The sequence below is a fragment of the Pseudomonas sp. NPDC088322 genome (assembly GCF_044740745.1).
In the GTDB taxonomy this organism is placed as follows: domain Bacteria; phylum Pseudomonadota; class Gammaproteobacteria; order Pseudomonadales; family Pseudomonadaceae; genus Aquipseudomonas; species Aquipseudomonas shirazensis.
Genome location: NZ_JBIURK010000001.1, coordinates 283,086 through 296,527, shown reverse-complemented (window position 1 = coordinate 296,527; position 13,442 = coordinate 283,086). Strand labels below are relative to the sequence as shown.

Annotated in this window: 13 protein-coding genes; 3 read left to right on the top strand and 10 right to left on the bottom strand. The window is 62.5% G+C overall.

The genetic code is table 11. The annotated features are described in order from the left end of the window. Position 1: 1 nt before the first annotated feature. Together adk and ppc are read right to left on the bottom strand one after the other, a co-directional pair. The gene (gene adk / locus ACIOAU_RS01345; protein WP_101317175.1) at positions 2-649 is read right to left on the bottom strand and encodes an adenylate kinase; all 648 of its coding nucleotides are present in this window, start codon (positions 647-649) and stop codon (positions 2-4) included. Positions 650-907: 258 nt separating this feature from the next. After that, complete coding sequence (ppc, locus tag ACIOAU_RS01340; protein WP_101317173.1) at positions 908-3,535, bottom strand: phosphoenolpyruvate carboxylase; 2,628 nt, start codon at positions 3,533-3,535, stop codon at positions 908-910. A gap of 177 nt (positions 3,536-3,712) precedes the next feature. On the opposite strand from ppc, the gene ACIOAU_RS01335 reads away from it, so the two are divergent. From ACIOAU_RS01335 to ACIOAU_RS01325, 3 genes are all read left to right on the top strand, one after another. Further along, positions 3,713-4,057, top strand: a complete 345-nt coding sequence (locus ACIOAU_RS01335) for a pilin assembly protein (protein WP_101317170.1) — start codon at positions 3,713-3,715, stop codon at positions 4,055-4,057. 282 nt (positions 4,058-4,339) lie between these two features. Next, on the top strand, positions 4,340-4,753 hold the full coding sequence (locus tag ACIOAU_RS01330; protein WP_101317168.1) for a DUF4398 domain-containing protein: 414 nt from the start codon (positions 4,340-4,342) through the stop codon (positions 4,751-4,753). A 48-nt stretch (positions 4,754-4,801) separates the two neighbouring features. Next, complete coding sequence (locus ACIOAU_RS01325) at positions 4,802-5,587, top strand: OmpA family protein (RefSeq protein ID WP_101317166.1); 786 nt, start codon at positions 4,802-4,804, stop codon at positions 5,585-5,587. 141 nt (positions 5,588-5,728) lie between these two features. On the opposite strand, the gene ACIOAU_RS01320 is transcribed toward ACIOAU_RS01325, so the two are convergent. From ACIOAU_RS01320 to ACIOAU_RS01285, 8 genes are all read right to left on the bottom strand, one after another. After that, complete coding sequence (locus ACIOAU_RS01320) at positions 5,729-6,055, bottom strand: hypothetical protein (protein WP_101317164.1); 327 nt, start codon at positions 6,053-6,055, stop codon at positions 5,729-5,731. Beyond that, positions 6,052-6,963 (bottom strand): alpha/beta hydrolase, encoded by a 912-nt coding sequence (locus ACIOAU_RS01315; RefSeq protein ID WP_181106149.1) that lies wholly within the window; start codon positions 6,961-6,963, stop codon positions 6,052-6,054. Before ACIOAU_RS01315 ends, ACIOAU_RS01320 begins: the two co-directional genes overlap by 4 nt. Then, on the bottom strand, positions 6,935-8,212 hold the full coding sequence (locus tag ACIOAU_RS01310) for a flavohemoglobin expression-modulating QEGLA motif protein (protein ID WP_101317158.1): 1,278 nt from the start codon (positions 8,210-8,212) through the stop codon (positions 6,935-6,937). Before ACIOAU_RS01310 ends, ACIOAU_RS01315 begins: the two co-directional genes overlap by 29 nt. Positions 8,213-8,234: 22 nt before the next feature. Continuing rightward, positions 8,235-8,786, bottom strand: coding sequence for a hypothetical protein (locus ACIOAU_RS01305; protein ID WP_101317156.1), 552 nt, complete (start codon positions 8,784-8,786; stop codon positions 8,235-8,237). Between the two features lie 45 nt (positions 8,787-8,831). Continuing rightward, the gene (locus ACIOAU_RS01300; RefSeq protein WP_101322957.1) at positions 8,832-9,536 is read right to left on the bottom strand and encodes a TetR/AcrR family transcriptional regulator; all 705 of its coding nucleotides are present in this window, start codon (positions 9,534-9,536) and stop codon (positions 8,832-8,834) included. 123 nt (positions 9,537-9,659) lie between these two features. Beyond that, complete coding sequence (lysS, locus tag ACIOAU_RS01295) at positions 9,660-11,162, bottom strand: lysine--tRNA ligase (protein WP_101317154.1); 1,503 nt, start codon at positions 11,160-11,162, stop codon at positions 9,660-9,662. 74 nt (positions 11,163-11,236) lie between these two features. Next, a protein-coding gene (gene prfB / locus ACIOAU_RS01290; protein WP_101317151.1) for a peptide chain release factor 2 occupies positions 11,237-12,332 on the bottom strand; the annotation gives its coding sequence in 2 pieces (ribosomal slippage) (positions 11,237-12,259 and positions 12,261-12,332; 1,095 coding nt in all). Positions 12,333-12,428: 96 nt separating this feature from the next. Beyond that, positions 12,429-13,433, bottom strand: a complete 1,005-nt coding sequence (locus tag ACIOAU_RS01285; protein WP_188035508.1) for a PleD family two-component system response regulator — start codon at positions 13,431-13,433, stop codon at positions 12,429-12,431. Between the last annotated feature and the right edge of the window lie 9 nt (positions 13,434-13,442).

Below are 13,442 nucleotides of genomic sequence, written 5' to 3'. Positions count from 1 at the left end.
ATCAGCTCAGGGCTGCGAGGACCTTGGCAGTGATTGCTTCAACCGAGCCGACACCTTCGATGTGGCTGTACTTCGGCTTGCCGTTGGCAGCGCCAAGCTTCTGGTAGAAGTTGACCAATGGCTTGGTCTGGTCGTGATAGACCGACAGGCGATGACGCACGGTTTCTTCGGTGTCGTCTTTACGCTGGACCAGATCTTCGCCAGTCACGTCGTCTTTGCCGGCAACCTTTGGCGGGTTGTAGACCACGTGATAGACGCGACCCGAGCCTTCGTGGACGCGACGGCCAGCAATGCGCTGAACGATCTCTTCATCTTCCACAGCGATCTCGACCACAGCGTCCAGCTCGACGCCGGCAGTGACCAGCGCTTCAGCCTGCGGAATAGTGCGCGGGAAGCCGTCGAAGAGGAAACCGTTGGCGCAGTCTGGCTGGGCGATACGGTCCTTGACCAGGTTGATGATCAGCTCGTCGGAAACCAGCTTGCCAGCGTCCATGATCGCCTTGGCTTCGATGCCCAGGGGGGTGCCAGCCTTCACTGCGGCACGCAACATGTCGCCGGTGGAGATCTGTGGGATCGAGAACTTTTCGGTGATGAATTTTGCCTGAGTACCTTTACCGGCCCCGGGAGCTCCCAGCAGAATTACGCGCATCTTGTGCTCCTCATATTTTTTTATGCAAATCAACGGAGTCGGCGTCAGGGCCAAGTCCGGAAAATCAGGTGTCGACCAGAAAATCGGTCAAAAGGCTGATCAAGATACACAGCGCCCGGCGACCAGACAAGCGTCCCAAAGTTGCGATAAACCGCCACTTGCGACCTGCCGTGGCAAGGGTTGCCCTCGGTGCAACCCTGTTCTGCCGTGCACTATCGTAGCCCGCCCCCGCCCACCTGAGCCTCCTTTGGAGGCACCCTAACCGGTGTTGCGCAGGCCGGCGGCAATCCCTGCCACAGTGACCAGCAGCGCCTGCTCCAGCGGGCTGTCCAGAGCGGCTTCACGGCTGCGCGAGCGCGCCAGCAGCTCGGCCTGAAGGCGATGCAGCGGGTCCAGATAGGTGTTGCGCAGGCTAATGAATTCGAGGGTCTCAGGGCTGTGTGCGAGTAGCACCGGCTGCCCGGTCAGGCCCAATACCACCTGGCATGACTGCGACAATAGGTCGCGCAGGTGCGCACCCAATGGCAGCAGCTCGGGTTGCACTAGACGTTGGTCGTAGGCCTCGGCAATTTGCGCATCGGCCTTGGCCAGGACCATCTCGAGCATGTCGATGCGGGTGCGGAAGAACGGCCACTGCTCGCGCATCTGCGCCAACAGCTCACCCTGGCCGCGCGCCAAGGCATTGTTCAGGGCGCTTTCCCAACCAAGCCAGGCCGGCAGCATCAGCCGTGTCTGCGTCCAGCCGAAGATCCATGGAATTGCCCGTAGACTTTCGATACCGCCCGCGCGGCGCTTGGCCGGGCGACTGCCCAGCGGCAGGCGGCCCAGCTCCTGCTCGGGAGTCGACTGGCGGAAGTACTCGACGAAGTCAGGGTTCTCGCGCACCACCCCGCGATAGGCCTTGACGCCATCGGCGGCGAGTTGGTCCATCACCTCGCGCCAGGCCGGCTCAGGCGGCGGTGGCGGCAGCAGGGTGGCTTCGAGCACGGCGGCCAGATACAGGTTGAGGTTCTGCTCGGCGATGCCCGGCAAGCCGAACTTGAAGCGGATCATCTCGCCCTGCTCGGTGGTACGGAAGCGCCCGGCGACCGAGCCGGGTGGCTGCGACAGGATCGCCGCATGGGCCGGGCCACCGCCGCGGCCGACGGTGCCGCCACGGCCGTGGAACAGCAGCAGTTCGACCTGATGCTCGCGGCAGATCTGCACCAGGGTTTCCTGGGCGCGATACTGCGCCCAAGCCGCCGCCGTGGTGCCGGCGTCCTTGGCCGAGTCGGAGTAACCGATCATCACTTCCTGCGGGCCGCGCAGGCCGCTGCGGTAACCCGGCAGGCCGAGCAGCCGTTGCATGACCGGGCCGGCGTTGTCCAGGTCGGCCAGGGTCTCGAACAACGGCACCACGCGCATTGGCCGGGTCAGGCCGGCTTCCTTGAGCAGCAGTTGCACGGCCAGCACATCCGATGCCGCGCCGGCCATGGAGATGACGTATGAGCCAAGTGACGCCGCCGGCGCGGCGGCCACCTCGCGGCAGGTATCGAGGACCTCGGCGGTCTCGGCCTGCGGTTTGAAATGGGCCGGGAGCAACGGCCGGCGATTTTTCAGTTCAGCCTGGAGGAATTCGATGCGCTGCTCTTCATCCCAGTCGGCATAACGGCCAAGGCCGAGGTAGTCGGTGATCTCGCTCATCGCATCGCGATGGCGAGCAGCGTCCTGGCGCACGTCCAGGCGCACCAGGAACAAGCCAAAGGTGACGGCGCGGCGCAGGCAGTCGAGCAGCGGGCCATCGGCGATCACCCCCATGCCGCACTCGTGCAGCGAGCGGTAGCACAGCTCCAGCGGGTCGAGCAGCTGGCGGTTGTCGCTGAGTACCTGGGCACCAGGCGGTTGGTTGCTGGTCAGTGCGGCCTGGGCCCAGCTGCGAGTCGCACGCAGGCGCTCGCGCAGCTGCTTGAGCACACTGCGATAGGGTTCAGCGCCCTCGCCTGCCTGTTCGAGCAGTTCAGCACTGGCCTGCTGCATCGACAGTTCGGCGGCCAGGCTATCGATATCACGCAGGAACAGGTCCGCGGCCATCCAGCGCGCCAGCAGCAGCACCTCGCGGGTCACGGCGGCGGTGACGTTGGGGTTGCCATCACGATCACCGCCCATCCACGAGGCGAAACGGACCGGCGCCGACTCTAGCGGCAGGCGCAGGCCGGTTGCCTCGAACAGCGCCTTGTCGACTTTGCGCAGATGGCTGGGCACGGCCTGCCACAGTGAATGTTCAATGACTGCGAAGCCCCATTTGGCTTCGTCCACCGGGGTCGGCCGGGTGCGGCGGATTTCCTCGGTGTGCCAGGCCTCGGCGATCAATCGGCGCAGCTTGTCGCGCACCTGCTCGCGCTCGGCGGGGGTCAGGTCGCGGTGATCCTGCACGGCCAATTGCGCGGCGATGGCGTCGTATTTCTGGATCAGGGTGCGCCGCGCGACCTCGGTTGGATGCGCGGTCAGCACCAGTTGGATATCGAGCTTGGCCAACTGCCGAGCGAGGGCATCGTCGCTGTGCCCTTCCTGCTTCAGGCGGGCCAGCAGCTCGGGCAAAACCCGGCTCTCGAACGGCTCGGGCTGGTCGGCAGCGCGGCGGTGGATGAGCTGATACTGCTCGGCGATGTTGGCCAGGTTGAGAAACTGGTTGAATGCCCGCGCCACCGGCAACAGCTCGTCATCGGCGAGGTCGTCGAGGGTCGAGCTGAGCTGCTCGGCCGCGCCGCGGCGGTCGGCCTTGGCGCTGTGGCGGATGGCTTCGATCTTCTGCAAAAACGCATCGCCATGCTGCTGGCGAATGGTTTCACCCAGCAGTTCCCCCAACAGATGGACATCCTCACGCAAGCGTACATCGATATCGGTCATCAGGCCTTTCTCCAGCGCGGCTCGTCCGCGCATCCATTCAGGAACCAGCAGCCCCAAGAGTGCCCACAGCAGCGCGCTCAAGGCAAGCCTGACACCGCCAAAGCAACTAAAGTTGAGCAGAGCCACTCCCAATCAGTGCATGGCATCACGCCCTATCCAAGCTGCACAGAGGTCATCATGAAAATCCGCGAACTCGCCCAACACTGGGAACAGAACGCCGCAGGCAGCCTGAGCCCGACCAGCCACATCCTGCATCTGGACCTGGAATCGGAGGCGCGCCTGGCCGCGCTGATCGATATGTTCCCCAAACGCACCGCCGAAGAACTGCTCGGCGAACTGGTCGCCTCGGCCCTCGAAGAGCTGGAAGCGAGCTTCCCCTATGTGCAGGGCCGGCAGGTCATTGCCACCGATGAGCAAGGCGACCCCATGTATGAAGACGTAGGCTCTACGCCGCGCTTTCTGGCGCTGTCGCGGCAGCATCTGCAGACGTTCACAAGCACCGATCAAGACCCTGCCAAATAACGTGCTGACGACCGCGGGGGGGCCCGTGCGCCCCGCCGCAGTTACCCTGCCCTACCCCTGCGCGAGCTGAAAGTTCCGCAGTTTCTCGCTGACCGTTCAGTCAGAAAATACTTGTAACGGCTTGCTATTTTTTTCGGAACTATTCGAAAAACGCTCCAGTCCGAGCCAATAGCCATCACGCTAAAACCCTGCACACAGTGGTAGTGCACAGTTCAGCTGAAGCGCGCACTGTCAGGGAACGAGCGATGGACTGCCACGGACATTGTCATCAGGAGTGATCCAATGGAGCTGACCAACATGAAGAGCCGCACTATGCCAACATCATCCACCCGCATGCATGGCCTGAAACTGGCCGCGCTGGCCCTGGGCAGCACGTTTGTCCTCGCTGGTTGCGCCGGCAAGCCGCCAACCGAGCAGTACGCCGTGACCCAATCTGCGGTCAACGCGGCGGTGAGCTCCGGTGGTACCGAGTTCGCTGCGGTGGAAATGAAAGCGGCGCAGGACAAGTTCAAGAAAGCTGAAATTGCCATGCACGACAAAAAGTACGAAGAAGCCAAGGTGCTCGCCGAGCAGGCTGAGTGGGACGCCCGCGTAGCAGAGCGCAAGGCACAGGCTGCCAAAGCGCAAAAAGCCGTGCAGGACTCCCGCCAAGGCGTCCAGGAACTGCGTGAGGAAGGCCTGCGCAGCGCTGAATAAGCCTGCCCGCCTCCCCCAGCCTTCGTTACTGATTAAAGGAAGAACACTATGCGCAACTACGTCATGATCCCCGCTCTGCTGGCCCTGAGTGTTGGCCTTGCTGCTTGCTCGCATGATCCAAACGCCAACCTCGAGTCTGCTCGCACCAGCTTCTCAGCGCTGCAGAGCGATCCACAGTCGACCAAACTGGCCGCCCTTGAGACCAAGGACGCGCAGGATTGGCTGAACAAGGCCGACAAGGCCTACATGGATCGCGAAGACACCAAGAAAGTCGACCAGCTGGCCTACCTGACCAGCCAGCGCGTTGAAGTCGCCAAGCAGACCATCGCCCTGCGCGCTGCTGAAGGCGAGCTGAAGAACGCTTCGGCGCAACGTGCCCAGGCTCGCCTGGATGCCCGTGACGCCCAGATCAAGAAGCTGCAGGACAGCCTGAACGCCAAACAGACCGACCGTGGCACCCTGGTGACCTTCGGCGACGTGCTGTTTGACTTCAACAAGGCTGAACTGAAGAGCAGCGCCCTGCCCAACGTGACCAAGCTGGCGCAGTTCCTGGCTGAAAACCCAGAGCGTAAAGTGATTGTCGAGGGCTACACCGACAGCGTCGGTTCGGCCAGCTACAACCAGAGCCTGTCCGAGCGTCGTGCTGGCGCTGTGCGCATGGCCCTGGTACGTGCCGGTGTAGATCCAGCGCGTATCGTCTCGCAGGGCTATGGCAAGGAATACCCGGTTGCTGACAACACCAGCAACTCCGGCCGTGCCCAGAACCGTCGTGTGGAAGTAACCATTTCCAACGACAACCAGCCGGTTGCACCGCGTACTGCTGCCAACCAGTAAGGGTTGCCAGCGGGGCTGCCTGGCAGCCCCGTCGCGACAAACAAAAACCGCGTGAAGCCTTTGGGCTCACGCGGTTTTTTTGTGTTCTGCTTTGGCGGGAGTTTCAGAATTGCTGGGGCCGAGCAGCGGCCCCGATGCGATTCACTGCACTTGCCGCGGCGTCTCCTCGCCAACACAGCGCACCGCACGCTTGCGATTGTCGACCAGCACACCGGTCAGGCCCTTCTGCTGCATATCGATCAATACCAACACCCCATCCATGCACTGCGCCACCTGCGCCGCAGGCTCCAGCGAGACCTTGTAATCCTCGCCCGGCACCGTCTTGAGCATGGTGAAGTCCTGCAGCAACAGGGCATCCTCAGGCTTGGCAAAATGCAGGTAGCCGTAATACCAGAGGGCCCCTACCGTCACGATGATGCTACCGACGCCGGTCAGAATCAGCGGGATGGCGTTGCGTTCTTCACTCATTGCTTGTTCTTCTCATCAGGGAAATTAGGCACTTCGGCCAAGCGCCGCAGGCCGTTGAAATGGGTCGGATCATCCAGGAAGCGGATCATCACCTGGCGCCAGGTCGGGTCGGCAAAGGTCTGCACGTGGCCGCCGCGGGTCAGTTGCAACACCCGTGGTGGTGGCGCATGACGGTACAAGTCCAGACCGTTTTCCAGCGGCACCAGGGCATCGTCGATGCTGTGGAAAAACAACTTCGGCGGGCTGTCCAGGCGCTCGATCGAACGGATCGCGCTGTCGCCGTCGGGCACCAGCCATGACAACGGCACCTGCAGCGGCCAGGTCAGCCAACCGGTACCCAGCGCGTATCGCCCGACCGAGCGATAACTGGCCGGCACGCCATCGAACACCAGCGCACTGAAGCGCTGACGCTGCTCAGGGTGGCCCGCCAGGTAATGAATCGCCATCGCTCCGCCCAGGCTCTGCCCCAGCAGCACCAGTGGTTTGCCCTGCACCTCAGGCGCCCGTTCAAGCCAGCTCATGGCCGCAGCTATGTCTTCGTACACCTCAGGCAGGCTTGGCTTGCCTTCAGACAGGCCATAACCGCGATAGTCGATCATCAACACCTGGTAGCCCTGCTCCGGCAGCCAGTAGCTGCCGCCGAGGTGCCCAGGCAGGTTGCCGCCGTTGCCGTGCAGGTGCAGCACCGTACCCTTGACCTCGACGCCATCCTTGGCCGGCAGCCACCAGCCGTGCAAGCGCACGCCATCACTGGTGGTCAGGGTCACATCGCGATAGGCCAGCTTGGCCCGCTCGGGGGTGAATGCCTGGCCCGGCTCGGGATAGAACAGCAGGCTGCTGCAGCCGCCGAGGGTCAGCGCCAGTGTCAGCGCCAGGCCTTTACAGAATGTTCGCGTAGTCGGCTTCAATGCGATCAAGGCTCAGGTGATTGAGGAAGTTGGAGAAGCACATCCAGGCAGACAGCGCATTCAGGTCGCGAAACTGCTCGGGCAGGTATTTGGGCGGTTCGACCAGGCCTTCTTCGACCAGCTGACGCAGGGTGCGCATGTCCTCCAGAGTGGTCTTGCCGCAGAACAACAACGGGATCTGCTCAAGTTTGCCCTTCTTCACCGCCAACTGAATGTAGTTGTAAACCATGATGAAGCCCTTGAGGTAGGACAAGTCCTTGGTGAATGGCAGGCCGTTCGGCACCGAGCCGCGGAACACTCGGCTGGCGTTGCTGTAGCTCTGGCCGATCTCGAAGCCCTGGCCACGGAAGAACTCATACACCTGCATGAAATCGGCGCCCTGCTCGACCATGTGAATGGCCCGCGTGCGGTTGGTCAGCTTGCGCAGGCGACTCGGGTACGAGGCAAAGGCGATCACTTCCATAAGGATGGCCAGGCCTTCCTGGGTCACAGTCGACGACGGCGGCCCCTTGGCGAGGAAGGTGCAGATCGGCTGGTTAAGCCCGTTGAGCGTGGTACCAACATGCACCAGCCCTTCATGAACCTCCAGCGCACGCACATCACGGCTGTTGAACATGGCATCGGCGCGCACCTTGATGTAGTCGGCGCCCGCCGCTGCATCGGCCACGATACCGTCGGACTCGAACACGCGGATGGTGCCTTCGGCCTCGCCGAACACCGTATTCAGCCGGCGCTGGAGGATATCCACCGCTTGCTTGGCCGTGAGGTTCTTCGGCTCGTCCTTGAGATCGCCGCGGCCATCGATGTTGTTCAGGTAATCAGAAAGCATCAGGCCAAGGTCGGCCAGGGTCGGGTCGCCGGCATGAAACGCATCGGAAGCTGCACCATACAGCTCCTGCGAAATCAGGCCGAAGTCCTCGGTGCCGCGCGCTTCCAGCATGCGCACCACCATGCGGTACTCGCGGCACATGCGCCGCATGATCTGCCCGACCGGGTTGAACTGGCCAAGCTGGCGAGTGATATCGCGCTCGATGCTCTGAAACTCGGCCTTCAATGCACTCGAATCGAAGCCCAGGGGGCGCGACTGGTAATAGGCGCGGTCCACGGCAGGCGGCTCTTTGCCCTTGCCGTTGATGAAGGCCTGGCGGATGTTATCGTCCCACTTCACCGCATCGAGCACGCGGATCGGCGTCTGCGCCACGACAATGCGGTCGGACAACGCGCGAATGGTCTGCTGATACTCGTCCACGGCTAATTCCTTGTAGCGGCTATTACTTGCCGACGCGCTGGAAGCGCGCCACTTCGACGAACAGGTCAGAGTTGGCCGGGTCATCCAGATAGGCCAGCACTCGCTCGGTCGGGCTGTCGATCAACACGCCCGGACCGTTGTCTTCCGGCACCTCGATACTGCGCCCGCTGAGTTCCTTGCGCGTGAGCGCCTCGTGCACCTGATCGACGTCCAGGTTGTACACCACCAGTTCCTTGCCGTCGGCGCTGACCTCGAAGCCGCCAATCAGGAAGTTGCCGCCCAGGCGCTTTGGCACCCCGGCCGACAGGTACCAGCGGCTGCCATGACGGGCCACGGTAAACACGTAGTCTTCAGCCGGCTTGCCTTTGGCAGTGGCCAGCGCCTTGTAGCTGTTGCCAGCCGCGCGGCTGATGCTCAGCTTGAGCGGCTCACCCCAGGCATCCTTGCTGCTCCACTTGCCCAGTAACGCCTTGGGTGCGGTCTGGTTGGCCGGCAGCGGGTCGCCAAAGGTCACCAGACAACCGCCCAGCATCAGGAATGACAACGTCAACAACACCATACGCCAGGCTTTCATCAGGCTCTCCTAGATAGATCGGTGACAGCGCAAACCGCTCGCAGCTCAGACCGATGCCAGCACCAGGTGCAGGTAGCGGGTAAGAATAGCGAGCATCTGCCCATCGGCCTGCCCGTTCGTTTGTTCAAGCAGGCCTTGATATTCCATCTGCTCGATAATCGCCGTCAACATCTGTGCGTCCTGCTCGGGATGATGCGAGCCGATTACCTGGAGCATCTGCCGCGCGCCTTGCGCGAGGATCCGTTCGTGCGCGCGCACAAGCTCGGCCAGCCGCGGGCAGAGCAAGGCCTCCTGGCGGAAGGCCTGCTCGGCCATGAGAAAGTCACGCCGATTGCTCAGTTGCCGGCTGACGTAGTCGGCGGTCATCCGCGCGATTTCATCGACCAGCCGCGTCCGTGATGCGGCGCTGCCATCGTCCTGCGCGAGCAACTGGCGCAACACCCCTTCACTGGTCGCCCACAGCTTGGCCATGTAGTCGGCGCTGCGCTCGACGTACTGGGCAAAGGTATCGGTGAGCAGGTCTTCGATGTCCTTGAAGTAGTAGGTGGTGGCCGACAGCGGCACACCGGCCTCGGCGGCTACGGCGCGGTGGCGCACGCCGCGCACGCCGTCGCGGACGACGATGCGCATCGCTGCATCGAGAATCAGCTGGCGGCGTTGTTCACTGCCCTGGCGGCTGGTCTTGCGCCCTTGGTACTGCACGCTTTCAGCAACGGCGCTGGCTACGCCGGCTGCGCCTTGTTCGGCGATTGCTGGGTTCACGCTGAATACCTCGTGGAATTGATCGTCGTACAGCACTGCTGTCACCCAGCGGCCGAGCCGCGGATGACAGCCAAGAAAAAGCCGCCTCGAAAGGCGGCTTGTTCACAGCACTCAGGCCTGTGGGCGCATATGCGGGAACAGGATCACATCACGGATCGACGGCGAGTTGGTCAGCAACATCACCAGGCGGTCGATACCGATGCCTTCACCGGCAGTCGGCGGCATGCCGTATTCCAGCGCACGGACGAAGTCGGCGTCGTAGTGCATGGCTTCGTCATCACCGGCGTCCTTCTCCGCCACTTGGGCCAGGAAGCGCTCGGCCTGGTCTTCGGCATCATTGAGCTCGGAGTAGGCGTTGGCGATTTCGCGGCCACCGATGAACAGCTCGAAGCGGTCGGTGACGTTCGGGTTGGCGTCGTTGCGGCGGGCCAGCGGCGACACTTCGAACGGGTACTCGGTAATGAAGTGCGGCTGCTCCAGCTTGTGCTCGACCAGCTCTTCGAAAATCATCACCTGCAGCTTGCCCAGGCCTTCGTGGCCGAGCACCTTGGCACCTGCCTGCTTGGCAATCGCGCGGGCCTTGTCGACGTCCTGCAGGTCGGCGGCGGTCAGCTCGGGGTTGTACTTGAGGATCGAGTCGAACACCGACAGGCGCACGAACGGCTCTCCGAAGTGGAACACCTTGTCGCCGTAAGGCACGTCGGTGCTGCCCAGCACCAGCTGCGCCAGCTCGCGGAACAGCTCTTCGGTGAGGTCCATGTTGTCTTCGTAGTCGGCGTAGGCCTGGTAGAACTCGAGCATGGTGAACTCGGGGTTGTGCCGGGTCGAAACACCTTCGTTACGGAAGTTGCGGTTGATCTCGAAGACCTTCTCGAAGCCACCCACGACCAGACGCTTGAGGTACAGCTCAGGCGCGATCCGCAGGAACATCTGCATATCCAGCGCGTTGTGGTGGGTTTCGAAGGGCTTGGCCGCCGCGCCGCCTGGGATGGTCTGCAGCATCGGCGTTTCCACTTCGAGGAAGTCGCGCTTGGCAAGGAAGCTGCGGATGTGCGAGATCACCTGCGAACGCACACGGAAGGTGTGGCGGGTCTCTTCGTTGACCATCAGGTCAACGTAGCGCTGGCGATAGCGCTGCTCGGTGTCGGTCAGGCCGTGGTGCTTGTCCGGCAACGGACGCAGCGATTTGGTCAGCAGACGCACGCTGGTCATCTCGACGTACAGGTCGCCCTTGCCGGAACGCGCCAGGGTGCCTTCGGCGGCAATGATGTCGCCCAAGTCCCAGGTCTTGACCGCAGCCAGGGTCTCTTCCGGCAGGGTCTTGCGGTTGACGTAGACCTGGATGCGCCCGGTCATGTCCTGGATAACCATGAACGAGCCACGGTTGAGCATGATACGACCGGCAACCTTGACCGGGATCGCTGCAGCTTCCAGCTCTTCCTTGGTCTTGTCGACATACTGCTTCTGCAGGTCGCTGCAGTAGCTGTCGCGACGGAAGTCGTTGGGGAAGGCCTGGCCCTTGGCACGCTCGGCGGCAAGTTTTTCCTTGCGCAACGCGATCAGGGTGTTTTCTTCCTGTTGCAGGTCTTGCGGGTCGAGTTTGAGATCGCTCATGTCGTCAGATTTTCCATCAAGGATTCATTGCCCTCGCCCGCAGGCGAGGGTCTTGCAGCTCAGCAGCCGAGAAGTTACAGGCCTTGCTTGAGGCTCGCTTCGAGGTATTCGTCGATATCGCCGTCCAGCACCTTGTCACAGTCGCTGCGTTCGATGTTGGTGCGCAGGTCTTTGATTCGCGACGCGTCGAGCACGTACGAGCGAATCTGGTGACCCCAGCCGATGTCCGACTTGCTGTCTTCCAGAGCCTGCGAGGCTGCGCTGCGCTTTTGCATTTCCAGCTCGTACAACTTGGCCCGCAGCATTTTCATGGCGGTGTCCTTGTTGGCGTGCTGAGAACGTTCGTTCTGGCAGCTGACCACGGTGTTGGTCGGCACGTGAGTGATCCGGACCGCCGAGTCGGTGGTGTTGACGTGCTGACCACCGGCACCCGAGGAGCGGTAGGTGTCGATACGCAGGTCGGACGGGTTGATGTCGATCTCGACCTTGTCGTCGATCTCGGGCGAGACGAACACTGCCGAGAAGGAGGTATGACGACGCGCGCCGGAGTCGAACGGGCTCTTGCGCACCAGGCGATGAACGCCAATCTCGGTACGCAACCAGCCGAACGCGTACTCACCCTTGATGTGCACGGTGGCGCCTTTGATGCCGGCGACTTCACCTTCGGACAGCTCCATGATGGTGGCGTCGAAGCCACGCTTGGAGGCCCAGCGCAGGTACATGCGCAGGAGGATGTTGGCCCAGTCCTGTGCTTCGGTACCGCCGGAACCGGCCTGGATATCCAGGTAGGCGTTGTTCATGTCCATCTCGCCGCTGAACATGCGACGGAATTCCAGCTTGGCCAGGGACTCTTCGAGTCCTTCGAGCACTTCGACAACGTCGTTGACCGCCGCTTCGTCGTTTTCTTCGACGGCCATGTCGAGCAGCTCGCGCGAATCGGCCAGGCCACTGGACATCTCGTCCAGGGTGCCGACGATCTGCGCCAGCATGGCGCGCTCGCGGCCCAGCTCCTGGGCGTACTCGGGTTTGTTCCACACGGCCGGGTCTTCCAGCTCGCGGTTGACTTCGATCAGGCGCTCAGCTTTCAGATCGTAGTCAAAGATACCCCCGAATCGATTCGGAACGTTCGGTGAGGTCTTTGATGGTGTTGAGGATCGGTTGGATTTCCATTGGGCAGGCTACTCGCGCGAATTCGGTGAAAAGCCGGTGAGTATAAACCAGTCCGAGCCACGGCGGCAGACCCGCCGGGCAGGCGCAAGGCGCTTATCAGGCAATACCGGCCTGATTGCGCCCATTATTCTTGGCCAGGTACAGGCCCTTGTCGGCGGCCGAGATCAGTTGCCGGCAATGGCTACCGATGGCCGGGGTCAAGGTAGCGATGCCCAGGCTCACGGTCAGCCGCGCATCGGCCTCGGGTGCGGTGTGGGCAATGCCCAGGGCGTAGACCGACTGGCGCAGTTTTTCGGCAATCAGGCGGGCGCCGCCCGGCGAGGTGTTAGGCAGCACCAGAGCGAACTCTTCGCCGCCGTAGCGCGCCGGCAGGTCGCTTGGCCGTGAGCATGAATTGCGAATCGCTGCAGCCACCTGGCGCAGCGCCTCGTCACCGGCCAGGTGGCCGAAGCTGTCGTTGAAGGCCTTGAAGTAGTCGACGTCGATCATCAACAGCGACAGCTGCTGCTGCTCACGCATGGCCCGGCGCCACTCCAGTTCCAGGTACTCGTCGAAGTGGCGGCGATTGGACAAGCCGGTCAAGCCATCGGAGTTCATCAGGCTCTGCAGCATCAAATTGGTGTCGAGCAGTTGCTGCTGGCTGACGCGCAGTGCGCGATACGCCTCGTCGCGCTGCAACAGGGTCATGTAGGAGCGCGAGTGGTAGCGAATTCGCGCCACCAGTTCGATGGTGTCCGGCAGCTTGACCAGGTAATCATTCGCCCCGGCGGCAAACGCGGCGCTCTTGACCAACGGGTCTTCCTTGGTCGACAGGACGATGATCGGGATGTCCTGGGTGGCCGGGTGGTTGCGGTATTCGCGCACCAGGGTGAGGCCATCCAGGCCCGGCATGATCAGGTCCTGGAGGATCACCGTCGGCTTGATGCGCATGGCCTGGGCGATGGCCTGATGCGGATCGGCACAGAAGTGGAAGTCGATATTCTCTTCATGGGCCAGCCCACGCCGCACCGCTTCGCCGATCATTGCCTGATCGTCCACCAGCAGCACCATCGCCGAGTTTTCGTTGGCGGTCACAAGACCTGCGCTTGGTAGATCAATCATGCCTGTTCA

What these genes read in the sequence shown, in the direction of transcription:
- ppc (WP_101317173.1), bottom strand. Translation starts at nt 3,535, where the DNA reads ATGACCGATATCGATGTACGCTTGCGTGAGGATGTCCATCTGTTGGGG.
- ACIOAU_RS01335 (WP_101317170.1), top strand. Translation starts at nt 3,713, where the DNA reads ATGAAAATCCGCGAACTCGCCCAACACTGGGAACAGAACGCCGCAGGC.
- adk (WP_101317175.1), bottom strand. Translation starts at nt 649, where the DNA reads ATGCGCGTAATTCTGCTGGGAGCTCCCGGGGCCGGTAAAGGTACTCAG.
- ACIOAU_RS01285 (WP_188035508.1), bottom strand. Translation starts at nt 13,433, where the DNA reads ATGATTGATCTACCAAGCGCAGGTCTTGTGACCGCCAACGAAAACTCG.
- ACIOAU_RS01320 (WP_101317164.1), bottom strand. Translation starts at nt 6,055, where the DNA reads ATGAGTGAAGAACGCAACGCCATCCCGCTGATTCTGACCGGCGTCGGT.
- ACIOAU_RS01305 (WP_101317156.1), bottom strand. Translation starts at nt 8,786, where the DNA reads ATGAAAGCCTGGCGTATGGTGTTGTTGACGTTGTCATTCCTGATGCTG.
- ACIOAU_RS01325 (WP_101317166.1), top strand. Translation starts at nt 4,802, where the DNA reads ATGCGCAACTACGTCATGATCCCCGCTCTGCTGGCCCTGAGTGTTGGC.
- ACIOAU_RS01330 (WP_101317168.1), top strand. Translation starts at nt 4,340, where the DNA reads ATGGAGCTGACCAACATGAAGAGCCGCACTATGCCAACATCATCCACC.
- lysS (WP_101317154.1), bottom strand. Translation starts at nt 11,162, where the DNA reads ATGAGCGATCTCAAACTCGACCCGCAAGACCTGCAACAGGAAGAAAAC.